16 protein-coding genes are annotated in these 24,277 nt (G+C 73.0%); 4 read left to right on the top strand and 12 right to left on the bottom strand.

Going from position 1 to position 24,277, the window contains the following annotated elements; all coding sequences use genetic code 11:
• A partial coding sequence (locus ICW24_RS08770; protein WP_226345331.1) for an IS110 family RNA-guided transposase occupies positions 1 to 745 on the top strand: 745 nt, incomplete at its 5' end.
• Positions 746 to 904: 159 nt separating this feature from the next.
• Here the strand turns inward: ICW24_RS08770 and ICW24_RS08765 are convergent.
• The 3 genes from ICW24_RS08765 to ICW24_RS08755 form a co-directional block, all read right to left on the bottom strand.
• Complete coding sequence (locus ICW24_RS08765; RefSeq protein ID WP_226345330.1) at positions 905 to 2,812, bottom strand: malectin domain-containing carbohydrate-binding protein; 1,908 nt, start codon at positions 2,810 to 2,812, stop codon at positions 905 to 907.
• A gap of 454 nt (positions 2,813 to 3,266) precedes the next feature.
• The gene (locus tag ICW24_RS08760; protein ID WP_226345329.1) at positions 3,267 to 4,451 is read right to left on the bottom strand and encodes a glycosyltransferase family 4 protein; all 1,185 of its coding nucleotides are present in this window, start codon (positions 4,449 to 4,451) and stop codon (positions 3,267 to 3,269) included.
• A gap of 94 nt (positions 4,452 to 4,545) precedes the next feature.
• Positions 4,546 to 5,559 (bottom strand): glycosyltransferase, encoded by a 1,014-nt coding sequence (locus ICW24_RS08755; protein ID WP_226345328.1) that lies wholly within the window; start codon positions 5,557 to 5,559, stop codon positions 4,546 to 4,548.
• A 669-nt stretch (positions 5,560 to 6,228) separates the two neighbouring features.
• Here ICW24_RS08755 and ICW24_RS08750 point away from each other — a divergent pair.
• Positions 6,229 to 7,662, top strand: coding sequence for a sugar transferase (locus ICW24_RS08750; protein WP_264176419.1), 1,434 nt, complete (start codon positions 6,229 to 6,231; stop codon positions 7,660 to 7,662).
• A gap of 143 nt (positions 7,663 to 7,805) precedes the next feature.
• Here ICW24_RS08750 and hppD read toward each other — a convergent pair whose 3' ends face one another.
• From hppD to ICW24_RS08730, 4 genes are all read right to left on the bottom strand, one after another.
• Positions 7,806 to 9,038 carry a 4-hydroxyphenylpyruvate dioxygenase gene (hppD, locus tag ICW24_RS08745; protein ID WP_226345326.1) on the bottom strand — a complete coding sequence of 411 codons (1,233 nt, stop codon included), beginning with the start codon at positions 9,036 to 9,038 and terminating at the stop codon, positions 7,806 to 7,808.
• A 268-nt stretch (positions 9,039 to 9,306) separates the two neighbouring features.
• Positions 9,307 to 12,198, bottom strand: coding sequence for a vitamin B12-dependent ribonucleotide reductase (locus tag ICW24_RS08740; protein WP_226345325.1), 2,892 nt, complete (start codon positions 12,196 to 12,198; stop codon positions 9,307 to 9,309).
• Positions 12,195 to 12,746 (bottom strand): transcriptional regulator NrdR, encoded by a 552-nt coding sequence (gene nrdR, locus ICW24_RS08735; protein WP_226345324.1) that lies wholly within the window; start codon positions 12,744 to 12,746, stop codon positions 12,195 to 12,197. Before nrdR ends, ICW24_RS08740 begins: the two co-directional genes overlap by 4 nt.
• 556 nt (positions 12,747 to 13,302) lie before the next feature.
• Positions 13,303 to 13,722: a LysM peptidoglycan-binding domain-containing protein gene (locus tag ICW24_RS08730; protein ID WP_226345323.1), complete on the bottom strand. Its 420-nt coding sequence runs from the start codon at positions 13,720 to 13,722 to the stop codon at positions 13,303 to 13,305.
• Positions 13,723 to 14,054: 332 nt separating this feature from the next.
• Here ICW24_RS08730 and lexA point away from each other — a divergent pair, with 332 nt between their 5' ends.
• A complete protein-coding gene (gene lexA / locus ICW24_RS08725; RefSeq protein ID WP_226345322.1) occupies positions 14,055 to 14,756 on the top strand; it encodes a transcriptional repressor LexA in 702 nt (233 codons plus the stop codon).
• A 142-nt stretch (positions 14,757 to 14,898) separates the two neighbouring features.
• The gene (locus tag ICW24_RS08720) at positions 14,899 to 15,834 is read left to right on the top strand and encodes a LysR family transcriptional regulator (RefSeq protein WP_226345321.1); all 936 of its coding nucleotides are present in this window, start codon (positions 14,899 to 14,901) and stop codon (positions 15,832 to 15,834) included.
• A 19-nt stretch (positions 15,835 to 15,853) separates the two neighbouring features.
• Here the strand turns inward: ICW24_RS08720 and ICW24_RS08715 are convergent, their stop codons facing one another.
• From ICW24_RS08715 to rpsT, 5 genes are all read right to left on the bottom strand, one after another.
• Complete coding sequence (locus ICW24_RS08715) at positions 15,854 to 18,295, bottom strand: ComEC/Rec2 family competence protein (RefSeq protein ID WP_226345320.1); 2,442 nt, start codon at positions 18,293 to 18,295, stop codon at positions 15,854 to 15,856.
• 158 nt (positions 18,296 to 18,453) lie between these two features.
• Positions 18,454 to 19,536 carry a ComEA family DNA-binding protein gene (locus ICW24_RS08710; protein ID WP_226345319.1) on the bottom strand — a complete coding sequence of 361 codons (1,083 nt, stop codon included), beginning with the start codon at positions 19,534 to 19,536 and terminating at the stop codon, positions 18,454 to 18,456.
• An 84-nt stretch (positions 19,537 to 19,620) separates the two neighbouring features.
• The gene (locus ICW24_RS08705) at positions 19,621 to 20,496 is read right to left on the bottom strand and encodes a DegV family protein (RefSeq protein ID WP_226345318.1); all 876 of its coding nucleotides are present in this window, start codon (positions 20,494 to 20,496) and stop codon (positions 19,621 to 19,623) included.
• Position 20,497: 1 nt separating this feature from the next.
• Positions 20,498 to 23,458, bottom strand: coding sequence for a leucine--tRNA ligase (gene leuS, locus ICW24_RS08700; protein WP_226345317.1), 2,961 nt, complete (start codon positions 23,456 to 23,458; stop codon positions 20,498 to 20,500).
• 285 nt (positions 23,459 to 23,743) lie between these two features.
• Positions 23,744 to 24,004, bottom strand: coding sequence for a 30S ribosomal protein S20 (gene rpsT, locus ICW24_RS08695; RefSeq protein ID WP_226345316.1), 261 nt, complete (start codon positions 24,002 to 24,004; stop codon positions 23,744 to 23,746).
• Positions 24,005 to 24,277: the final 273 nt, after the last annotated feature.

Genomic DNA, 24,277 nt, shown 5'->3' with positions numbered 1-24,277 from the left:
CACCAACCGCATCCACGGCCTGCTCACCCAGATCCACCCAGCTCTAGAAAGGGCCCTCGGTCCCCGGCTGCACCACCAGGCCGTCCTGGAACTCCTCACCCGCTTCGGCGGCCCCACGGGGTTACGCGCCGCCGGCCGGCGGCGCCTACTCGCGGTCGCCCGACCGCGGGCACCGCGCTCCTACGGCAAGATCATCGATGCCATCCAGGCGGCGCTGGAGGAGCAGAGCGTGACCGTGCCCGGCACCAAAGCCGCCGAGCTGGTCATCCCCAAGCTCGCCGGCCAATTGGCCGACCTGCTCGAGCAACGCCAGCAGGCCGCCGACCAGGTCGAGGAGATGCTCGATGCGCACCCTCTTGCCCCGGTCCTGACCTCCATGCCCGGCGTGGGCGTCAGGACCGCAGCCCGCATCCTGCTCGAAGTCGGCGACGGCTCCGCCTTCCCCACCCCAGGCCACCTGGCCGCCTACGCCGGTCTGGCGCCCGTGACTCGGCGATCCGGGTCCTCCATCCGCGGCGAGCACCCCTCACGAGCCGGGAACAAGAACCTCAAACGCGCCCTGTTCCTCTCCGCGTTCGCCGCCCTACACGACCCGACCAGCCGCGCCTACTACGACCGCAAACGAGCCCAAGGCAAGAAACACAACGCCGCCCTCATCTGCCTCGCCCGCCGCCGCTGCGACGTCCTCTACGCCATGCTCAGAGACGCCACCCTCTACCAAACCCGACCAGCCACCGCGGCTTGACGAAGACCATAGGGACACCCCCCCCGGGGGGCCGGGTCGCCGGGCACGCGCCGACGCCGGCGCGGGAGGGTCCTCCCGCACCGGCGTCGTCGGTGGTGCTGCCGGCCGGCCCGCCCTGTCTCGGCGGGCGCCGGTCACGTACCGGTCAGGCCCGGACGGTCACTTCTGGGCGAGCCTCGGCATCCACGCCTTGTAGGCGGACGACGCCTTCGGGCTGCCCGAGAAGAGGTTCGAGCGGATGTAGGAGTCGGACTCCTGGAAGTACGTCTCGAACGCGATGTGGTCGCGGTTCGCCTGCAGCCAGCCGTAGACGAAGTCGATGTACGTCGGGTTGTCCCCGCCCGAGCCGGAGTTGGCCGGGGCGACGCCCCACTCGGGGAGGGCGAACTTCTTGCCGTGCGCCTTCGCGAAGTTCAGCCAGTGGTTCCAGCCGTAGGCCTTGTCGCGGTGGTAGGCGATGTTGGCCGAGGTCGTGAACGGCGGGTCCCAGTCGTAGGCGTCGATGCCGACGATGTCGACGACGTCGTCACCGGGCCAGAACACCGCGGCGTCCAGGGTGCCGGTCTGACCCGGGCCCTCGTTCGGGTTGAAGACCATGCGCAGTCCGGGGGCCGCCCTGCGCATGCTGATGACCGCGTGCCGGAAGGCCTGCTTCCATTGGGCCGAGTTCGCCGGCGTCGCGTGGTAGTACCACCCCGGGAGATTCATCTCCCAGCCCGGGCGGACATAGGCGGTGGGGTACTTCGCGGCAAGATTACGGGCAAACTTCTCCCATTCGGCGTTGTAGCCGCCCGCGGCCGCCGTGGAGAGATTACCGTTCTTCGGGAACAGCGGCATTCCCACGTTGAGCGTGCCGGTGAAACCCGCCGGAACGCGCTGGGAATCCATCCACCACAGCTCGTGGATCGACGACCACGAGTCACGCGTCGGGAACACCGCGAGAACGTCGTTCTTGGCTCCGCGGTTGTTCTCGAAGGACGTGGCCTCGCTCGCCTTGTGCATCGAGAAGACACCCGAGTCGAAGATGAGACCGCTCGCGCGCTTCGTCGACGTCGTCGGCGTCGTGGGCTTCGGCGTGGTCGGGACCGGGGTCGGCGTCGTGGGCGCCGGGGTGGTCGGCGCCGGGGCGGGGGTCGTCGGTGTCGTCGGGGCGGTGCCCGAGCGGGCCAGGACGATCCCGGAGACGGTCGCGCCGTCCTTGGCTGCGACGAAGCCGAGGTCGAGGCGCCCGTCCGTCACCGACACGGCGAAGGTGCGGTCGTACGCGCGGTTCTTGCCGACCGCCTTGAACACGTCCACGTCGGTCAGTTTGCGCTGCCCCTCGGCGTTCACGCTGAAGACCCGGCTGCCGGCGGAGGAGAAGTAGCCCTCGCGCATCTTCAGGGTCACGTCGTACGTGCCGTTCGGGACGGCGCGGGACCAGCCGGAGGCGAGCACGTACTCGGGGGCGTAGACGGCGTCGTCGGTCGTGCCGGCGATGTCACCGCCCACCGAGGTGCCCTGGCGCCCGCCCGTGAAACCGGAGCGGGCCTCGAAGACGTGGCCGGCGGCGTCCTTGACGGCGGCGGCGCCGCCGGAGACGCGGGCCACGACGGATCCGGTCGTCGGCGTCGTCGGGGCGGGGGTCGTGCCCGTCGACACCGGCGTCACGACGATCGCCGAGACGAGCGCGGCGTCCTTCTTGTCGACGAAGCCGAGGTCGAGCCGGCCGTCGGTGACGCCGACCCGGAAGGTCCGGTCGTACGCGGTCTGCTTGCCGACCGCCTTGAAGATGTCGACGTCGGTCAGCGCCGTGCGACCCTCCGCGGTCACGTCGAACACGCGTTGGCCGACGGCGGACCACCAGCTCTCGCGCATCTTGAGGGTGACGTCGTAGGTACCCGACGAGACCGGCGCGCTCCAGGCCGACATCCGCACCATCTCGGGGCGGTACACGGCATCGTCGGCGGTGTTCTTGATGTCCGTCGAGGAAGAATACGTGGGGTAATACTCGCCACCGGTGAACCCGGTCCGCGCGGAATAGGAGTTGCCTGCGGAATCGGTGACGGCGGAAGGTGAGGTGGTCATGCGCAGCGTGGGGGTGGCTGCCGACGCGGGCGAGAAAGCCGCGACCGAAACGGCCGCACCGCAGGAAAGGGTGGTCCCTGCGAGGATCGCCGCGGTCGTCCGCTTGGCACGGAAGGAAGTCGTCATTGAGATCTGGGGCCTTTGTCAGGGGACGTTGACCCCACCCAGATCGTCCCCGGACCCCGTCCAACTGATGACTTCTCGGGCGGCCGATAACGGCCCGGTCGCGCAACGGACGCCTGATCAGGACGCCCGCCCACACGTCATCGGCCCCGGCGTCGAGAGTCCGGAATCACCCAATTCCGTTCGCCCGACGGCCGACCCGGAACGAGCGACCGGGCCGACCTCGGGGCACGGACGTGCGCCGATTGGGATGAGCGCCCGCTCACCTGACCGGAATACCGACATGTGAGATCACAGAATCCCACCATGCGGATGCAGTGAAACGCCGTCGTCAACGCGCGAGGAGCAGCCGCTGGATCGGGGCGAGCGCGCGGTCCCAGCCGTAGATCTCGAGCATCGCGTCGACGGAGGCCTGCGGAAGGACGGCCGGCCCCTCGTCGAGGGCGACCCGGACGGCGTCGCAGAACGCCTGGGCGTCCTCCGGGGTCTGCACGACGGCACCGTCCGGCAGGCCGTCGAGGCCCGACGCGCCGACGTACGTCGACACGCTCGGCAGTCCGTGCCCGACGTACTCGAGGAGCTTGATCCGGGAGCCGCCGCCCTCGAGCAGGGGGGCCACACCGAGACGCGCGCGCTCGAGCAAGGGGCGCATGCTCGGCACGTCGGCCTCCACCCGGGCCCCGGGTGCGGCCTCGACCTCGGCCCGGAACTCCGGCGAGGGGTTGCGGCCCGCGACCGTGAGGACGAGCCCGGGCCGCTCGGCGACGAGGTCGCGCCACGCCTGCGATCGCAGGAGCCAGAGGATCCCGTTGACGTTGGGCCGCCAGTCGAGCGCGCCCGTGAAGAGCAGTTCCTCCGCGGCGATCCGGCCCTCCTCCTGCGCCTGCGCACGCCCCGGCCCGGCGGGGACGGTGACGCCGTTGCGGGCGACGACGACCTCCGCGAGGCCGCCGTCGCGGGCGACGGCCTCCGCGTCGGCCTGGGTGCACACGACCGTCGCGTGGCGGGACCCGACCCCGGTCTCGAGGCGGCGCAGCAGGCGCGACTCGACCGCGGCCGCGGGCTTCTGCCACCCGGACTCGGCGGCGGCGCGCTGGGCCATGAGGTCCGACTCGACGTTGTGCGTCGACAGGACGACGGGCAGACCGGCCGGCAGCCGGTCGGCGACCGCGAACAGACAGGTGTGGTCGACGACGGCCGCGTCGAAGGGCCCCAGGGCGTCCAACGTCTCGGTCAGCCCCCGCAGCAGGCCCGCGCCGCACGTGCGGGGCGCCCCGATGCTGCGGTAGACGCCGACGGTGAGGGCGTCGCGGACGAGGCTGCGCGGCGGCGCCGCGCGGAGCCGCTCGACGAGCGCCTCGCCCCCCTCGTCCATCCGGACGCCCGAGACGCCGTCCGGGTGGACGACGACGACGGGCCCGCGACGGGCGAGCCACGTCGCCATCGCCAACGTGCGCAGCATCCCCCCCGACGTGGCGGGCACGCCGAACTCCTTGGTCACGAGCAACGTACGCATGGTCCGGTTCATCCGGTCTCTCTCCCCCTGTGCTGGTCCGCCGGTCGGCGGGTCCGCGCGCTCGGCGCGGTGTCGGACGTCTCGACGGGCCGCGTCAGGCGCGGGCCGTCTCCTCGAAACGGGCGCGGGCGACCTCGTCGCCGGCGACGAACGCGCGTCGGCTGGCCAGCCCGGACACCATCGCGCGGTGCAGGCCGGAGGTCGTCGGGTCCCCCTGGACGGCCTTCTGGGTGGCCCGCGCCACGTAGCCCGCCATCATCGCGGCGCGCATGAGGCGCGCCGGGAGGCCGGGGTGGTAGCGCTCGACGTAGTTGGCGAACGACGCTCCGCGCAGGCGGAGCATCTCGCTCGACGGGGCGCCCGACGACCCGGCCCCGTGGGGGACGACGACGTCGGCGCGCAGGACCTGGCGGAGGCCCGCTCGGCGGGCCCGCCGCCCGAACGACATGTCCTCGCAGTACACGAAGAACGCCTCGTCGAACCCGCCGAGCCGGCGGAACTGGGCCGTGCGCACCGCCATGCACGCCCCGGTGGTCCACTGCACGGCGAGCGCCTCGCCGCGGCGCGGCTTGGCGTACACCCCCGCGCGGGGCCAGATCTTGTGGAGGCCGGCGGCGTAGAGGGCGGTGCGGGTCACGCTCGGCTCCCACCCGCCGACACCGATCTCGACCTCGCCGTCGGGGCCGGCCACCGTCGCCGCGTGCGACACGGAGATCGGGTCGGCCTCGAGCCCGCCGACGAGGGCGCGCAGGTCGTCGGCCGTGGGGCGGCTGTCGGGGTTGACGAAGACGAGGGCGTCCGCCTCGCTCGAGAAGGCCCCGAGGTTGGCCCCGCGGGCGAAGCCCTGGCCACCGCCGTCGAGGTAGCGCACCTCGGGCCGCGCGTCGGCGAGCTCGGCCAGACCGTCGCCCCCGCGCGCGTTGTCGACGAGGACGACGCGCAGGCCGCGCGGCCACGAGGCGAGGAGCTCCTCGACGTGACCCCGACTCTTGTAGCTGACGAGCACGACCTCGGTGCGCGCCAGCACGTCGTCGGCGGCGACGCCGCCCGACGTCGTCGCGCGCTCGCCCCCGACGGCCCCGTCGGCCGCCACGTTCTGCTCGGTCATGCCTCTCCCCTTGCATCGTCGATGTGCGATCGCGGTGCTCCTCCACGGACCGGACCGTGCCGGCCGGGCCTCCCCAGGCCTGACCCCGCGCCGTATCGAGGTTACCGGCCCCACCTTCGATGTGGACAATCGACCTGATGCCCGCCCCCGGGCCCGGGGGCTGCGACGTCGTGGCGACGACGGGACGGCACCGACCGGGGTGGGCGACGAACGGGCGACGAACGGACGACGAACGGTCGACGGGCGGACGACCCGCCGGCGACACGCGCACGGTTCGCGCAAGCGGGGGCAGCGGATGCCCTCCCCGGCCCGCAACGGCCCCACAGCGCCGTGGCCTGCGGCTTCATGCGACACGAATTCGCCACGGGGGCGCGCTCATCGGGTCGGACACGTGACTGTGTGCACGTTCTGTGCCTAGACTCTGGTCTGTTGTCCAAGTCAATCGTCCTGGTCACAGGCCGCGGGGGCGGTCCATACACGGGACGTCATCAGGGGGTCGTCGCACGCGTGGCGACGAATGATGCAGCCTTTAGGGAGGGCGAAGTGACCATTCACGAACGCGAGACCGCGAACCCGGGGACGCGCCAGCACGTGCGCACCCGGCGACCGCGCGTCGCGACCGGCGTGGGGGCGCCGGTCCGCACCGGCCCGATCGGCGGCGCGACGTCCATGTCGGCGACGGGTGGCACCATCACCCGCACCGGCAGCTGGGCCCGCCGCTACACCCAGCGCCTCGTGGCGCTGGACGCGGTCGCCGCCGCCGCCACGGTCACGCTGGCGCTGCGGGTCGGCCCGTGGGGCACGGACATGTCCCACACGTACGTCCTCGCCAGCATCGGCATGCCGCTCTTCTGGGTCGTGGCGCTGGCGTTCTCGCGGGCCTACGAGACCCGCTACCTCGGCGTGTCCGACGAGGAGTACCGCGCCGTCGGTCGCGCGGTGGTCGGCCTGCTCGGCGTGCTCGCGATCGCCGGGCTCTTCGCCCAGGTCGAGTGGAGCCGCGCCTACATCATCACGCTCGTCGTGCTGCTCATGACCTTCGGCGTCCTCGCCCGCCGCTTCATGCGGCTGTGGCTGCACCGCCACCGCCGCGCCGGCCAGCTCATGCAGCGCACCGTCGTGGTCGGCCGGGCCGACGCCGTGGCCGAGCTCATCCGCAGCATCAAGAGCTCGCCCGACCAGGGCATGCTCCCCGTCGCCGTGTGCACCTCGGGCATGGACGGGACCTGGAACTCGACGTCGTCGATCGAGGACGTCCCGGTGCTGGGCTCCCCCACCGACGCGGTCGCCGCCGTCGACCTGTGCGACGCCGAGACGGTCGTCGTCACGTCCCACCCGGAGCTCGCGGGCAAGGCGCTCCGTCGCCTCGCCTGGGCCCTCGAGGACCGCGGCGTCGAGCTCGTCGTCTCGACCGGCCTCCTCGACGTCGCCGGCCCGCGCCTGTCGATCCGTCAGTCGACCGACATGTCGCTGCTGCACATCGAGCGCCCGGCCGCCACGCGTCGGTCGGTCATCCTCAAGAGCCTCATGGACCGCACCCTCGCGGGCGCGCTCATCCTCGCCTTGTCGCCGCTGCTCATCGGCGTCGCCCTGGCGATCAAGATCACCTCGCCCGGGCCGATCATCTTCCGCCAGAAGCGGGTCGGTGTGCGCGGGGAGCTCTTCACCATCTACAAGTTCCGCACCATGGTCGTCGACGCCGAGAAGCAGCTCGCGTCCCTGCTCGCCTACAACGAGGGCAACGCAGTCCAGTTCAAGATGAAGCGCGACCCGCGCATCACCCCGATCGGGACGTTCCTGCGCAAGTACTCGATCGACGAGCTGCCCCAGCTGTTCAACGTTCTCTTCGGCACGATGTCCCTCGTGGGCCCGCGTCCGCAGAGCCAGGCCGAGGTCGAGCAGTACGAGCCCGACGCGATGCGCCGACTCCACGTCCGCCCCGGCATGACGGGCCTGTGGCAGATCAGCGGTCGCAGCGACCTCGACTGGGAGCAGTCGATCCGCCTCGACCTGCGCTACGTCGACAACTGGTCGCCGATCGTCGACCTGCAGATCCTGTTCCGCACCTTCCGGGCCGTGTTCGCAGGCGCTGGAGCCTACTGATCCGAGCAGGCCGGTTCGTGTCCGGCCCATCGCCGTGAGGCGCCGCACCCGAGAGTTCGGGCGCGGCGCCTCACGCGTGCGCCGCACGCACGAGGGCGGGGCGGCCGGATGACCGGCCGCCCCGCCCTCGGCGTGCGGTGGGATCAGAGGTTGCCGCGGATGTCCTGCTCGCGCTCAAGGGCCTCGAAGAGCGCCTTGAAGTTGCCCTTTCCGAACCCGAGGGACCCGTGCCGCTCGATGAGCTCGAAGAAGACCGTGGGGCGGTCCCCCAGGGGGCGCGTGAAGATCTGCAGCAGGTAGCCGTCCTCGTCGCGGTCGACGAGGATCCCGCGGCTCTGCAGCTCCTCGATCGGCGCGCGCACCTGCCCGATGCGGGCCCGGAGCTCGGGGTCCTCGTAGTAGGAGTCGGGGGTGGCGAGGAACTCGACGCCGTTGGCCCGGAGCTCGTCGACCGTGCGGAGAATGTCGTTCGTCGCGAGGGCCAGGTGCTGGGCGCCCGGACCGCGGTAGAACTCGAGGTACTCGTCGATCTGCGACTTCTTCTTCGCGACGGCGGGCTCGTTGAGCGGGAACTTGACGCGGTGGTTGCCGTTGGCGACGACCTTGCTCATGAGCGCCGAGTAGTCGGTCGCGATGTCGTCGCCGATGAACTCCGCCATGTTCACGAAGCCCATGACCTTGTTGTAGAAGGCCACCCACTCGTCCATCTTGCCGAGTTCGACGTTGCCGACGATGTGGTCGAGGGCCTGGAACAGCCGCTTCGGGGCACCCTCCCGCTTGGCGAACGTGGACGTGCGCGCGACGTAACCGGGCAGGTACGGGCCGGTGTAGCGGGAGCGGTCGATGAGCGTGTGGCGCGTCTCCCCGTACGTGGCGATGGCGCCGATGCGCACCGTGCCGTGCTCGTCGGTGAGGTCCTCCGGCTCCTGGACGACGGTCGCGCCGCTGCGGCGGGCGTGCTCGATGCAGCGGTCGACGTCGGGCACCTCGAGGGCGATGTCGACGACCCCGTCGCCGTGGCGACGCTGGTGGTCGAGCAGCGGGCTGTCGGGGTCGACGCCGCCCTTGAGGACGAACCGGATCGAGCCGGAGCGCAGGACGAACGCCTTGTGGTCGCGGTTGCCGTTCTCGGGGCCGGAGTACGCCTCGAGCGTCATGCCCCACGCGGACATGTAGTAGTGCGCCGCCTGGGTGGCGTTGCCCACGACGAAGACGATCGCGTCCCAGCCCGTGACCGGGAACGGGTCCTTCGCGTCGTCGTAATCGACGAGACCCACGAGCCGGCGCAGCTGGTGGGTGTCGAGGTCGGCCTGTCGCTCGGCGTCGGTCAGTTCGATGGCCCCGGCAGCGGTGCCGGTCAGAGTCGTGTCGGTCATGGCGACAGTATGACCACGCCGCACAGTCGACACAACCGACTCGCGACAATCCGACGAATCTCGACGGGCCTCAGAAATCAGTTTGTCCAGGCGACTCGGGCTGTTTATGGACATAGTGTCCATCTGGGAGCATCGACGAACCGGAGAACGTCGTCGACGCGCCCGACCGAGGTCCCCGAGGTCCCGAGGTGCCCCCCGGCCGGACACGCCGACGGCGGCACCCCCTCGCGGTGAGGGGATGCCGCCGCTGGGAGGCCGGGACCGCGGGTCAGCTGCAGCCGGAGGTGCTCCCGCACCCCTCGCAGACGTAGCAGCTGCCGGCCGGGCGCATCTTCGTGCCGCAGGTCATGCACATGGGAGCGTCGGCGGCCTTGCCCTGGAACTGCTCCATGAGCTCGGCCGACGAGTGGATCCCCGCGTCGACCGGCTTGGCCGCGGCCACGCCGCTGCCGGCGCCCTCGTCGACGCGGCGGGCCGCCTCCGTGGACGTCGCCACCGGACGCGACGCGGCGCTCTGGCTGTAGTTCGCCAGATCGTCGGCGTAGTCGTCGTCGTCGTCGCTCACCTCGGGGGCGTAGGACCCGGTCTCCACCTGGCGGGTCCGCTCCTCCGCCGTGTGGATCCCCATGAATGACCGCGTCTCGAAGTCGAGGAAGTCCAGCGCGAGGCGGCGGAAGACGTAGTCCATGATCGACTGCGCCATGCGCACGTCGGGGTCGTCCGTCAGACCGGCCGGCTCGAACCGGAGGTTGGTGAACTTCTCGACGTACGTCTCGAGCGGCACGCCGTACTGCAGCGCGACGGAGACGGCGAGCGAGAACGCGTCCATGAGGCCGGCCAGGGTGGACCCCTGCTTGCCGAACTTGAGGAAGATCTCGCCGAGGCCGTCGTCGGGGTAGGAGCTCGCCGTGAGGTAGCCCTCCGCGCCGCCCACCGAGAACGACGTCGTCTGCGACGACCGGCGCTTGGGCAGGCGGCGCCGCACGGGCCGGAACTCGGCGGTGGCCGGCCGCTCGGGCACGACCTCGGCCTTCTTCTTGGCCGACTCGTTCTTGCCCGACGAGAGGGGCTGCCCGACCTTGCAGTTGTCGCGGTACACGGCGAGCGCCTTGAGGCCGAGCTTCCAGCCCTGCGTGTACACCTCGGCGATGTCCTCGACGGTCGCCGACTCGGGCAGGTTGACCGTCTTGCTGATCGCGCCCGACAGGAACGGCTGGCAGGCCGCCATCATGCGCACGTGACCCATGGGGCGGATCGCCCGCGCACCCATCGCGCAGTCGAACACCTCGTAGTGCTCGGGCTTGAGGCCCGGGGCGTCGATGACGTGACCGTTCTCGGCGATGTACTCGACGATCGCCTCGATCGACTCGCTCTGGTACCCCAGCTTGCGCAGCGCCCGCGGGATCGTCAGGTTGACGATCTGCATCGAGCCGCCGCCGACGAGCTTCTTGAACTTGACGAGCGAGAAGTCCGGCTCGATGCCCGTCGTGTCGCAGTCCATCATGAAGCCGATGGTCCCGGTCGGCGCGAGGACCGACGCCTGGGCGTTGCGGAACCCGTGCTCCGAGCCGAGGCGGACGACGTCGTCCCAGGCCTTCGTGGCGAGCCGGTGGACGCCGCCGTCCATCTCGTCGAGGGTGCGGATGGCGTCGTTGGCCGCCTGGTGCTTGCGCATGACCCGCTGGTGCGGCTCGGCGTTGCGGGCGTACCCGGCGTAGGGGCCGACCACCGAGGCGAGCTCCGCCGAGCGACGGTAGGCCGCGCCGGTGAGCAGGGACGTGATCGTGGCGGCGAGGCTGCGGCCGCCCTCGGAGTCGTAGCCGTGGCCGGTGGCCATGAGCAGCGCACCGAGGTTCGCGTAGCCGATCCCGAGCTGGCGGTAGTCCCGCGTCGTGTCGCCGATGGACTCCGTCGGGAAGTCGGCGAAGCAGATCGAGATGTCCATCGCCGTGATGACGAGCTCGACGACCTTGGCGAAGGTCTCCGCGTCGAACGTGTCGTCCTCACGCAGGAACTTCAGCAGGTTGAGCGAGGCGAGGTTGCACGAGCTGTTGTCGAGCGACATGTACTCGCTGCAGGGGTTGGACGCCGTGATCCGACCGGTCTCGGGGTTGGTGTGCCAGTCGTTGATCGTGTCGTCGTACTGCAGGCCCGGGTCGGCGCACTCCCAGGCCGCCGTCGCGATCTTGCCGAAGAGCGTGCGGGCGTCGATCTCCTCGATGACCTCACCGGTGCCGCGGGAACGCAGGCCGTAGGACCGGCCGTCCTGCACGGCGCGCATGAACTCGTCGTCGACGCGGACGGAGTTGTTCGCGTTCTGGTACTGGACCGACGTGATGTCCTTGCCGCCGAGGTCCATGTCGAAGCCGGCGTCGCGCAGGGCCCGGATCTTGTCCTCCTCGCGGGCCTTGGTCTCGACGAACTCCTCGATGTCGGGGTGGTCGACGTCGAGCACGACCATCTTGGCCGCGCGGCGGGTCGCGCCGCCCGACTTGATGGTGCCCGCCGAGGCGTCGGCGCCGCGCATGAAGCTCACCGGGCCCGACGCCGTGCCACCCGAGGAGAGCAGCTCCTTGCTGGAGCGGATGCGGGAGAGGTTGAGGCCGGCGCCCGAGCCGCCCTTGAAGATGAACCCCTCCTCCTTGTACCAGTTGAGGATCGAGTCCATCGAGTCGTCGACGGACAGGATGAAGCAGGCGGAAACCTGCTGCGGGCTCGGCGTCCCGACGTTGAACCACACCGGGGAGTTGAAGCTGAAGACCTGGTGCAGCAGGGCGTAGGTGAGCTCGTGCTCGAAGATCTCGGCGTCCTCGTCGGTGCCGAAGTAGCCGTGCTTCTTGCCGGCGGCCACGTAGGTGAGGACGACGCGGTCGATGAGCTGGCGCAGCGAGGTCTCGCGGCGCTCGGTGCCGAGGGCACCCCGGAAGTACTTCGTCGTCACGATCGTCGAGGCGTTGACCGACCAGAAGTCGGGGAACTCGACGCCCTTCTGCTCGAAGATCGTCGCGCCCGTCTTCCAGTTCTGCTGGAGGACGTCGCGGCGCTCCCACGTCACGTCGTCGTAGGGGTGGACACCGGGCGTCGTGAAGATGCGCTCGACCTTCACGCCCTTGTTACGGCCCTTGCGTGCGCCGGTGCGCGCGCCTGTGGTCTCGGTCATCTCGTGTTTCCTCCCCGACCGCCGGCGGTCTGGTGTCGTTGCGTCGTTGCCGTGGTTGTCTGTTCGTCGTCCGCCGCCCCCGGCGGACCGTGCCCCTGCCGTCGGCCTTCCTGCCGCAGGAGCGCGATCGCCGCCTCGAAGTCGGCCAGGCCGTCGAAGGCCTGGTAGACCGACGCGAAGCGGAGATACGCCACCTCGTCGAGCTCGCGGAGCGGGCCGAGGATCGCCAGGCCCACGTCGTGGGCCTCGATCTCGGCCTGGCCGCTCGCGCGGACCCCCTCCTCGACCCGTTGCGCGAGGACCGCGAGGTCGTCGTCGCTCACGGGTCGCCCCTGGCACGCCTTGCGCACCCCGGTGACGACCTTCGACCGGCTGAACGGCTCGGTCGCGCCGGAGCGCTTGAGCACCGTCAGGCTCGCCGTCTCGACGGTGGTGAACCGCCGACCGCACGTGGGGCACTGGCGGCGGCGCCGGATGCTCGACCCGTCGTCGGCGGTCCGGCTGTCGACGACACGGCTGTCGGTGTGACGGCAGAACGGGCAGTACACGGCCGAACCTCCTCCCCCGCTGACGGCACGCACCTCCCCGACGGGCCGGGGCCCGCTCGACCGAGGTCGATCGAGCAGCACGACGGATGGGACGCCCGAGGGGCGCCCCCCGAAGCGGACGGTGCGCTGTGTGGATCCTGTGGACACCGACGGGTGTCGGTGTGGATGGACCCGATGGATCTGTGGATTGCTTGTGGACGAGTGTTCACAAGATGTGGACGACTTACATCCGTGTAACCACTAGATGTAGCGATCGTAGGTCGACGCCGGGCCGAAGACAAGCCGCCCCGCGTGTCAGGCACCCGCGCGGCGTGTCGTCGCCGGTCGGCCCGCACGAACCCCCGCACCGACCCCTCGGGCGAGTATGCCCACGAGAGCGTGAACTGGACGGCCGCCCCGGACGTCGTGTCCGGCCATGGACCCGACGACGGCGATCGCCGGCGGAGCCGTCGACGACCGAGGCCGGCCGGAGAACGGGTGAGGTCGGGATCCGCGGCGGGATCCAACCGGGGACCCGGCGACCGACCGGAGACGCGGGAACCCTGCCGGCGGTCGGTCAGGCCGCGGGCACCAGGATCGTCCGGCCGACGGGGACGTCGGCGGAGGCGAGCCCGTTGAGCTCGGCGATCATCGCCACCCCCCGGGCGACCGGCACCCCGGGCAGCTGCTCCACGGCGACGTCGGAGAGCGTCTGACCCGGGCGGATCGTCGTCGCGTGATCGGCCTCCATCGGCGCCGAGCCGAACAGCCGCCCCTGCAGCGCGAACACGGCCGAGGCAGCGAGGAAGAGCACCACCATCGTGCGGAGCAGGCGGAACCGGCGCGTCAACCGCAACGGCGCGGCCACCGGCGCCTCGAGCGCGGGAGCGGGCACGAGACGCAGCTCGGCCCGGCGGCCGGGACGGACGACGCGGGCACCGACCCCGGCGCGGAAGGCGCGGGAGCCGCCGAGGTGCTCGAGCGGAAGAGCAGTCATGTCGACCTCCATCTCCTCGTCGACCGGACCCGGCAAAGCGGGTGCGGTCGAAACTGTGTGCGATCGTACGTCTGTCCGATTATGACCACGACGTCGAACGCTTGTCCACACCGCGTCCGGAGCGGATCCACGCGCCGCGGCCCGTGAACCCGCCGCGCGACACCCTCGAACACATGTTTGAACAGGCGATCGGGGGGCCCTAGACTGGCGGCGTAGGAACACACAAGCACCCACCACCGACAAGGTCGCCGGATCCGCCCGCGGCCGGGGCAGCCGGACGCCCCGGGGCAGCGGATCGGCTCCCCGGGGGCCGGGTCCCGAGAGGAGCGACGATGGCCGAGATCTCCAACGTCCACGAGCTGCCCGAGCCCACCCGTCGCCCGACGGTGCTCACCGGCCGCCAGAAGAAGGTGCTGCAGGTCATCCGGGCCTCGGTCGAGCGCCGCGGGTACCCGCCGAGCCTGCGCGAGATCGGCGACGCGGTCGGCCTGACGAGCCCGAGCAGCGTGGCGCATCAGCTCTCCGCGCTCGAGCGGAAGGGCTATCTGCGCAAGGACCCGAACCGGCCGCGCGCCATCGAAGTCATCACCCCGCCGGACGCCACGCCCGCACCCGAGGCCCACGTCGACGAGACCGGGGTCGGCGACGCCCGCCCCAGCCCCTCCTACGTGCCGGTCCTCGGCCGGATCGCCGCCGGCGTGCCGATCACCGCCGACGAGGTCGTGGAGGACGTCTTCCCCCTCCCGCGGCAGATCGTCGGCGACGGCGAGCTGTTCCTTCTCAAGGTGGCGGGCGACTCGATGGTGGACGCCGCGATCTGCGACGGCGACTGGGTCGTCGTGCGCCAGCAGCCCACCGCGGACAACGGCGACATCGTCGCGGCCATGCTCGACCACGAGGCGACCGTGAAGACGTTCAAGCGCGACGCGTCCGGCCACGTCTGGCTCCTGCCGCACAACGACGCGTACGAGCCCATCGACGGCACGCACGCGAGCATCCTCGGCCGCGTGACGGCGGTGCTCCGGCGCGTCTGACGAGCCGGGCCGCCCCGCTCGGTCGGCACGGCCGGCACGGTCGCCTCTCGAGCGGGTCAGGTCGGACGCGCCGTCGGTCCACGGCGCGCGTTCGCGTCGGTCGGGCGCGCCCGGACGGTAACCGGACGTTATGCTTTTCCCCATGATCGATACGGCGGGTTTCCGCGTGATGCGTGCCATCGCCGACGAGGGCAGCTTCACGGCGGCGGCCCTGTCCCTCGGCTACAGCCAGCCCGCCGTGTCGCAGATGGTGCGGCGGCTCGAGCAGCGCACCGGCACGGCCCTCGTGGAGCGGGTGGGCCGGACGGTGCGCCTGACGGAGGCGGGTCAGGTGCTCGCCCGGTACGCGACGACGGTGCTGACCGCGCTCGACGCGGCCGAGGAGGAGATCGCCTCGATCGCCGGCCTGCGCTCGGGCCGGGTCCGGCTCATGGCGTTCCCGTCGTCGTCCTCGACCGTGGTGCCGCAGGCACTCGCCCAGGTCCGGCGCGAGTTCCCCGGCGTGGCGGTCACCTTCACCGAGGCCGAGCCGCCCGAGTCGTTGGCGGCGCTGCGGGCGGGCGAATGCGACATCGCCGTGGCCTTCTCCTACGACGGGACGGACGTCGGCCGGGGCGAGGAGAGCCTCGAGAACTTCGTCGTCTCCCCGCTGCTCGAGGACGACGTGCTCCTCGCCCTCCCCCGCGACCACCCGCTCGCGTCGCGCGACGTCATCGACCTCGCGGACCTGGCCGACGAGGACTGGATCGCCGGGTGCCCGCGCTGCCGAGGTCACCTGTTGCAGCTGTGTTCCGTCGCGGGCTTCACGCCGAAGGTGGCCTACGAGACCGAGGACTACGTGGCGATCCTCAGCTTCATCGCGGCGGGCCTGGGCATCGCGGTGATCGCCGACCTCATCCTCGAGAACACCCCCCACCCGGACGTCGTCGCCGTCCCGATCCGCCCGAGCTCGCGTCGGACGGTGTACGCCGTGACGACTCCCGACCTGCAACGGGTGCCCGCCGTCGCCGCCACCCTGTCCGCGTTGTGCCTGCGCGCGTCGGCGATGCGCGCCGGCGGAGGCCCCTGCCGGGCCTGATCCGGCCCGACGATCACGATCACCCGGGCCCGGACGTGCCCACGAGGTAGCCGGACGCGTCCCGCCCGATGCGGACCTGCCCGTCGACGTCGGTGCGCAGGACGCGGGACCCGGCCGAGGCGAGCAGGCGCAGCGTCGACGGTGCGGGGTGCCCGTAGTTGTTCCCGACGCCCACGCTGACGACCGCCAGCGGAGCGTGCACGGCGGTGACGAGCCGGGGGTCGAGGTTCGCGGACCCGTGGTGGGCCACCTTGAGGACGTCGATCGGGCGCCGGTCCGCCGACGCGGCCACCTGCTCGACGACCGCCCGGCCGGTCTCCCGCTCCACGTCGCCGAGCAGGAGCATCCGCATCCCGTCGGTGGAGACGTCGAGGACGACGCTGGCGTTGTTGGGCACGCTGCCCTCCTCCGGCCGGTGATCGGGTGAGAGGACCCGGGCGCGGACCGGCCCGAGGGCGAGCTCGTCCCCGCGGACGAGCGGCACGCTCGTCAGGCCCAGCGGAGCCGCCCACCTCGCCACGTCGCGGGCGCTCTCCGCGGGCTCCGGGACGGGCGTCACGAAGAGGGCCCGCACGGGGCGGCCGCGGGACACCCCGCCGACACCCGCGACGTGATCCGCGTGGAAGTGGGTGAGAACGAGCGCGTCGACCTCGCGCACCCTCAGATCCGTCAGGCACGCGTCGACCCGGTCGGCGTCGGGGCCCGCGTCGACGACGACGGCGTGCCCGGGTGAGGTCGACAGGACGAGCGCGTCGCCCTGGCCCACGTCGCACGCCGCGAACCGCCAGTCCTCCAGGCGCTGCGGCCGCCCGACGAACAGCAGCCCGAGGACGACGGCCAGGAGCGCCGCGACGGCCACCGCGCACCCGACCCGTCGCCGGCGCCGGGGGCCCTCTCCGGCGCCGGACCGAGGCGGGCGGCTCGGTCCGGCGCCGGCCACCCGCGCCGCGAGTCGACGCCCCGCCCAGGCCGACCAGGGGGCGCACAGGAGCGCGCCGACGAGGATGGTCGCGAGTCCCCCCGCCCCGAGCGCGTCGCCGCGCCACGGCAGCGCCCCGAAGGGCACGTCGGCGCAGCCGCGGGCCACCGCGGCGATCCCCCAGGCCGGGAGCGCCGCCACCCAGGCCGCCACCGCACCGGCGGGCACCCACGCCGCGGCCCCGACCGCGGCCGCGGCGCCGGCGATGGTGGCGGGGGCGACGAGCGGTGCCGCCACGAGGTTGGCGACGACGGACACGACGGACACGCTGCCCGAGAGCAGGACCACCACCGGGGCGGTGACGAGGCCCGCCACGAGGGGGACGGCGGTGGCCTCCCCGAGCAGGCGCAGCCGGGCCGGCAGGACGCCGGCGATGGCGTCGGCCCACGGCCGGGCGAACAGGAGCAGGCCGGCTGTGGCGAGGACCGACAGCGCGAACCCGTACGCGCGGGCCAGCCACGGGTCCCACAGGAGGAGGACGATGACGGCCGCGCCCAGCGCGGGCAGGCCCGCGGACCGCCGGGACCGGGCCAGCCCGATCAGTCCGACCGCGCCCATGACGGCGGCGCGAAGCACGCTGGGGTCCGGCCGGGCGAGGGCGACGAACCCGAGGAGGGCGAGGCCGCCCAGCACCGGACGCGTCCGGCGCGGGGCGCCGACCACCCGGAGCAGGACAAGCACGCCGCCGAGGATGATCGAGATGTTGCTGCCGCTGACGGCGGACAGGTGCGACATGCCGGTCACCGTGAGGTCCGCGGTGAGGTCCGGCGGGGTCAGGCTGCGGTCGCCGATGACGAGGGCGGGGACCAGTCCGCGCGGATCCGCCGGGAGCCCGTCGACGGCCTCCCTCATCCGGCCCCGGACGTGCTCGGTCGCGGCCGCGACGGCGCCGGCCCGGGCGACGACCTCGACCTGTCCGGCGACGAGGGCGACGGCCTCGACGTCGTCGCCCGGTTGCGCGGCGCTCAACCGCACGCGCACGCGCACGCGCTCCCAGAAGTGCACGCCGAGGAGGTCGCGCGCGCGGGGGCCGGACCCGACGAGCAGGACCGGGGTGCGGACGGCCGCGGCGCCCCCGGGCCTGTCGACCTCGCGCGCGAGCAGCCGGACGACGGTCCGAGGTCGCGGGTGGGCGGCGTCCACCGGCAGGCTGCGCGGGTCGGATTCGACGGTGCCGGTGAGCACGACCGAGGCCCGACCCCCCATCGCGGCGCTGAGTGGCCCGGGTGCCCGGACGACCTGGTGGGCGGCGGCGACGGACAGGACGACCGCGACGACGGCGGCCCCTGCCCCCAGGCTCACGGGCGCCCGCCGCCCCCCGCACCGTGCCACGGGCCGGGGCACGGACCGGGGCCCGAACCGGGCGACGAGCACGGCCGCCGCGACGAGGGCGGCGCCGCCGGCGGCCGCCAGCTTGCCGGCGGCGGGAACCGGGAGGAGAACGGCGAGCGCGATCCACGCGACGGCGGCCGGCAGCGCCAACCGCAGGTCCGCCGGCGGCGCGGGCCGCCCTCCCCCGGCGGGTCCGTCGACGCCGGACGACCCCCGGGCCCCCCGCGTCCGTACCCGCGTCGCCTCGCGGGCCGCCGGGACGCCCGCCCGCCCCGTCTGCGGCCCGTCGGGCGGGGCGCCGGGCGACCTCACACCCGCACCAATGGCGTCAGCTCCTGCAGGGTCTTGTCTCCGACCCCCTCGACGTCACCGAGCTGCTCGACCGAGGTGAACCGGCCGTGGGCGCTCCGCCAGTCGACGATGCGGCGGGCGAGGACCGGCCCCACCCCCGGCAGGGTGTCGAGCGTGGCGAGGTCGGCGGTGTTGAGGTCGACGGGCGCGGCGGGAGGGCGCGTCCCGCCACCGGCGCCGCCGTCCGCGGACCCGGGCGCCGGACCGGCCGGGACCGAGGGCGCCCCCGCCGCGCCGCCGGCCGGTGGCGGCGCCGCAGCCGCGCCGGCGGCGCGGGCCCCGCGGACCGCGACGACGACCTGTTCACCGTCGACGACCGCCCGGGCGAGGTTGACCGTGGCCAGGTCGGCGTTGGGCAAGGGTCCCCCCGCCTTCGTGACGGCGTCGACGACGCGGGCGCTGGGGCCCACGGACACGACGCCCGGGCGTCGTACGGCCCCGACGACGTGGACGTACGCGGGCCCACCTGCCGCCGTCGCGGACCCGCCCGCTCCGCCGGCCACCGCGGGCGCCGACGGCGGGGCGCCGGCCGGGGCCGCCGACCCGGAGGGGCCCGCCACTCGCCCTGTCTCCGCCGCGGAGCCGCCGAACCCGGCGGGCGGCGCCGTGCGGGTGGGCACCGACACGACCGACCCCGGCGCGGTCGCGGTGGGCGCCGCGCCGGGCTGCGGACCCAGGCCGGCGCGGGTCCACAGGGCCCAGGCGCCGACACCTCCCGCGACGAGCACGAGAACGGAGACCAGTCCGACGACGGCCCAGCGGGCCGGGCGCGTCCGCGCCCCCTGCAGACCGGAGGGCAGGGTGAGGAGCCGCGGGCAGTCCCCCTCGCCCGGTGGACCCCCGGTCGGGGCGCGCTCACCGTCGCCGGGCCCGCGACCGCGGGGCCGGGTCACCGGGATGGCCTCGGTGGGGGCCTCGTCGTCGCCCGGCCACGCGTCGCCCGCGTCGCTCTGCTCGTCCGACCAGTCGTCGTCGAGGTCGTCGTCGGCGCGGGCGAGGAGGGCGGCCAGACGGTCGTCGGGCGTCACGGGTCGGGGCATGCCGCCACGCTAGGGAGGACGGCGTGCGGGGCCGGGTCGTCCCGGGCGGGTCGGTGGAGGACGCGGGGCGGGCCCCGACCGGCGTCAGTCTGTGGACGGCGCGACGACCGTCGCGACCATTCCCGGGCCGAGGTGGACGCCGACGACGGCCGTCACCTCCGCCACCTCGACCTCGACCCCCGGCAGGTGGGCGCGCAGTTCGGCGGCCACGGACGCCGCCCGCGCGTCGGCCTCGACGTGCTGCACGGCGAGCCGCACCGGCCCCGGGGCCACCGTCGCGGCGTGCACCGTGAGGTCGACGAGCCGGGCGAGGGCGCGGGACGCGGTCCGGAGCTTCTCGACGGGCTCGAGGTGGCCGTCGACGAGCGCCACGAGCGGCTTGACGGCCAGCGCGCCGCCGAGCAGGCTCGCGGCCGCCCCGATGCGGCCGCCCCGGCGCAGGTACTCGAGGGTGTGCACGTACACGAGCACCTGAGAGGCCGCCGCCCGGCGCGTGATGAGGTCGGCGACGTCCGCGGCCTCCTCCTGCGTCGCCTCGACCCCGGCGGGCACGCGCCGGGCCGCCTCGGCCCCGGCGAGCACCGCGTATCCGAGCGCGAGGGCGATGGAGCCGGTGTCGACGACGCGGACGGGCACGGGCGCCACGCGGGCCGCGAGCCGCGCTGCCTCACACGTGCCGGACAGCTGCGCCGACAGGTGGGCGGACACGATGCGCGTGGCCCCCTCCTGCGCCAGCCGCTCGTACAGGGTGAGGAACGCGAGCGGGGACGGGCGGGACGTGCTGACCCGCCCCTTGCGCAGGCTCGCCGCCAGCGCGGTCCGGTCGACGTCGACCCCCTCGGTGAACTCGTCGTCGCCGACGACGACGTGCAGGGGCACGACCTCGACGCCGGCCCGGGCGGCGACGGGCGCCGCGAGACCGGCCGTCGAGTCGGTGACGACGACGAGCGAACCGGTCACGTCAGCCCGTGACGACGTTGACGAGGGACGGGGCGCGGACGATGACCTTGCGCACGCTCTGACCGGCGAGCAGCTCCGCGATCCGCGGCTCGGCGAGCGCGGCGTCCTGCAGGGTCTGCTCGTCGACGTCGGCGGCGACCTCGATCCGTGCCCGCACCTTCCCCTTGATCTGGACGACGCAGGTCACCGTCTCCTGCACGAGGTAGGCCGGGTCGACCTCCGGGAAGCTCGCCCACACGACCGAACCCTCGTGCCCCAGCCGGTGCCACAGCTCCTCGGCGATGTGCGGAGCGACCGGCCCCACCATCGCGACGAGCGGCTCGACGATCTCCCGCGGCGGCGCGGGCAGCTTCGTCAGGGCGTTGTTCAGCTCGATGAGCTTGGCGACCGCGACGTTGAACCGCAGGTGGTCGTAGTCGGTGCCGACGGCCTCGACGGTCCGGTGCAGCAGCCGCCGCGTCGCCTCGTCGGCGGGAGCGTCGGCGACTCGGAGCTGCCCCGTGTCCTCGTCGACGACGTTGCGCCACAGCCGCTGCAGGAAGCGCTGCGCGCCGACGATGGCGCGCGTCTCCCACAGCTTGGACTGCTCGAGGGGCCCCATCGACATCTCGTAGACCCGCAGCGTGTCGGCCCCGTAGGCGTCGTAGATCTCGTCGGGCGTGACGCCGTTCTTCAGCGACTTGCCGATCTTGCCCATCTCGCGGGTGACGGGCTGCCCCTCCCACGTGAAGGCCGGCGTCCCGTCGGCCGCCGGTGCCTCCACGACCTCCGCCGCGGGAACGGGCTGGCCGCGGTGGTCGCGGTAGACGAAGGCCTGGATGTACCCCTGCGAGAAGTACGTCCGGAACGGCTCCTCGCTCTCGAGGTGGCCGAGGTCGTGGAGCACCTTGTGCCAGAACCGCGCATAGAGCAGGTGCAGCACGGCGTGCTCGACACCGCCCACGTACAGATCGACGCCGCCGGGGTCGCGCGTCCCGGCGGGCGCGCCGGCGACGGGGTGCGCGTGCGGCCCCATCCAGTACCGCTCGTTGACGGGATCGACGATCGCGTCGGTGTTCGCGGGGTCGAGGTAGCGCAGGAAGTACCAGCACGAGCCCGCCCAGTTGGGCATGGTGTTCGTCTCGCGGCGGTAGCGCCGCACGCCTCGCCCGTCGCCGAGGTCGAGGTCGACCGCGACCCACTCCCGGGCCCGCGACAGGGGCGCCTGCGGCTCCGACGAGTCGTCCTGAGGGTCGAACGTCGTCGGCGCGTAGTCGGGCACGTCCGGCAGCTCGAGCGGCAACATCGACTCGGGCAGGGCGTGCGCCCGGCCGTCCTCGTCGTAGACGATCGGGAACGGCTCGCCCCAGTAGCGCTGTCGGCTGAAGAGCCAGTCGCGCATCCGGTAGTTGACCGTCCCGGTCCCGTGGCCGGAGCGCTCCAGCCACGCGATCATCGCGGCCTTGGCGTCGGTCAGGCCGAGCCCGTCGAGGCTCACGTCGTCGTTCGCCGAGGCGATGGCGACGCCCGTCCCCGTGAAGGCCCGGCCGTCGGCGACCGACCCCGGCCAGGCCGCGCGGGCCTCGGCATCGGCCGGCGCGATGACGTCGACGATCGGCAGCCCGAACTGGAGGGCGAACTCGAAGTCGCGCTGGTCGTGCGCGGGGACGGCCATGATCGCGCCCGTCCCGTAGCCCATGAGCACGTAGTCGCCGATGAACACCGGGACGCGGGAGGAGTCGACCGGGTTGACGGCGTAGGACCCGGTGAAGACCCCGGTCTTCGTCTTGTCCTCGATCTGTCGCTCGACGTCGCTCTTGCGGGCCGCGGCGGCGCGGTAGGCACCGACGGCGTCGACCGGGGTCGCGGCGCCGCCGGTCCACTCCGGGCGGGTGCCCTCCGGCCACGCGTCCGCGACGAGCGCGTCCACCGCGGGGTGCTCGGGGGCGAGGACCATGAACGTGGCGCCGAACAGCGTGTCGGGCCGGGTCGTGAAGACGGTCAAGGTCTGCTCGCCGGACCCGTCGACCCGCGGCGCGGCGAAGTCGACGCGCGCGCCGTGGCTGCGGCCGATCCAGTTGCGCTGCATCGTCTTGACCTTCTCGGGCCAGTCGACGCGGTCGAGGTCGTCGGCGAGGCGGTCGGCGTAGGCGGTGATCCGCATGTTCCACTGGCGCAGCCGCTTGCGGAACACCGGGAAGTTCCCGCGCTCGGTGCGTCCCTCGTTCGTCACCTCCTCGTTGGCGACGACCGTGCCGAGGCCCGGCGCCCAGTTCACGGGCGCCTCGCTCGGGTACGTGAGCCGGAAGCCGTCGAGGTAGTCCGACCGTTCGCCGGCCGACAAGCCCGACCAGTCGCGCCCTGCGAATTCGCCCTCGAGGGCCCGGGTGCCGGCCTCCAGCTCGGCGACGAGCTCGCCGATCGGCCGGGCGCGGCCGCGCCCGCCGTCCGGGCGCGGGGCGTCGACGTCGTACCAGGACTCGAAGAGCTGCAGGAAGATCCACTGCGTCCAGCGGTAGTAGTCGGGGTCGATCGTCGAGATGGAGCGCCGGTCGTCGTGCCCCAGGCCCAGGCGACGGATCTGCCGGCGCATGACGCCGATGTTCTCTTCCGTGGTCACCCGCGGGTGCTGCCCGGTCTGGACGGCGTACTGCTCGGCCGGGAGGCCGAAGGCGTCGTAGCCGAGGCAGTGCAGGACGTTCTTGCCGCGCATGCGGTGGTAGCGCGCGTACACGTCGGTCGCGATGTAGCCCAGGGGGTGCCCGACGTGCAGGCCGAGCCCCGAGGGGTAGGGGAACATGTCGAGGACGAGGAGCTTGCCGGCCGCCTCGTGCTCGGCGACCTCCGCGGGGGCGGCCCACGGCCCGGCCGGGTTGGGGGCCTCGTAGGTGCCCTCGGCCGCCCAGCGGTCCTGCCAGGCGCGCTCGAGGCGGTCGGCCGTCTCGGCCGTGTACCGATGCGGGTGTTCGGCGGTCTCGCTCATCGTCTCGTCCTCGTCTCGTGCGGGTGCGTGGCGGCCTCGCGGCGCAGCGCCGAACCGGTGCGGCGACGGACCCGCGACGGCGACGGACACGACAAGACCCCTCGCACAGGAGGGGTCCGCCGCGCCGGGACGAGGTCGATGTCTCGCTCAGCGCGGCCCGGGAAGGTGCACCGTCACAGCCACGGCCCCAGCCTATCCCAGGGCCCTTCGCGCGGCCGGGTCCCTACGCGACGACGGGCCGCCCCCGAGGTCGGGGACGGCCCGTCGCGACGCGCAGGCGGCGGGTCAGAGCGCGTTGTGCGCCTTCGCCATGGCGGCCTTCTTGTTGGCGGCCTGGTTCTTGTGGATGACGCCCTTGCTGACGGCCTTGTCGAGCTTGCGCGAGGCGTCGCGCAGCGCGGTCGTCGCCGCGTCCTTGTCGCCCGAGGCGGCGGCGTCACGGAACTTACGGATCCAGGTGCGCAGCTCCGACTTGTACGCGCGGTTGCGCTCGGTGCGCTTCGCGTTCGTCTTGATGCGCTTCATCTGGGACTTGATGTTGGCCACGATGTCTCTTTTCCGGTCGATCGGCTGTCGGACGACAGGCCCGCCCTCGGGTCCGGATCGCGAGGCAGGGCACCCCGGGAGATGTGGGCCACCTCGGGAAACCCACCGCGTGGGTCATGGCTCGATCCGGTCAAGGGTCGGACTGTGGGAATGCGTGTCGAGCGCACGACCTGGGCGCACACGCAAGGATCGACTCTACCAGGGGCGACCACCGCTCTCCCAACCGGCGATCTCGACGCCGATGGAGGCGACCGCCGTCCTGGAGCCCCGCCC

Origin of the sequence: Agilicoccus flavus, assembly GCF_014857905.1 — a bacterium.
GTDB classification, from domain to species: domain Bacteria; phylum Actinomycetota; class Actinomycetes; order Actinomycetales; family Dermatophilaceae; genus Agilicoccus; species Agilicoccus flavus.
Note: the sequence above shows the minus strand (reverse complement) of the source record. Positions and strands in the feature narration are given on the sequence as shown.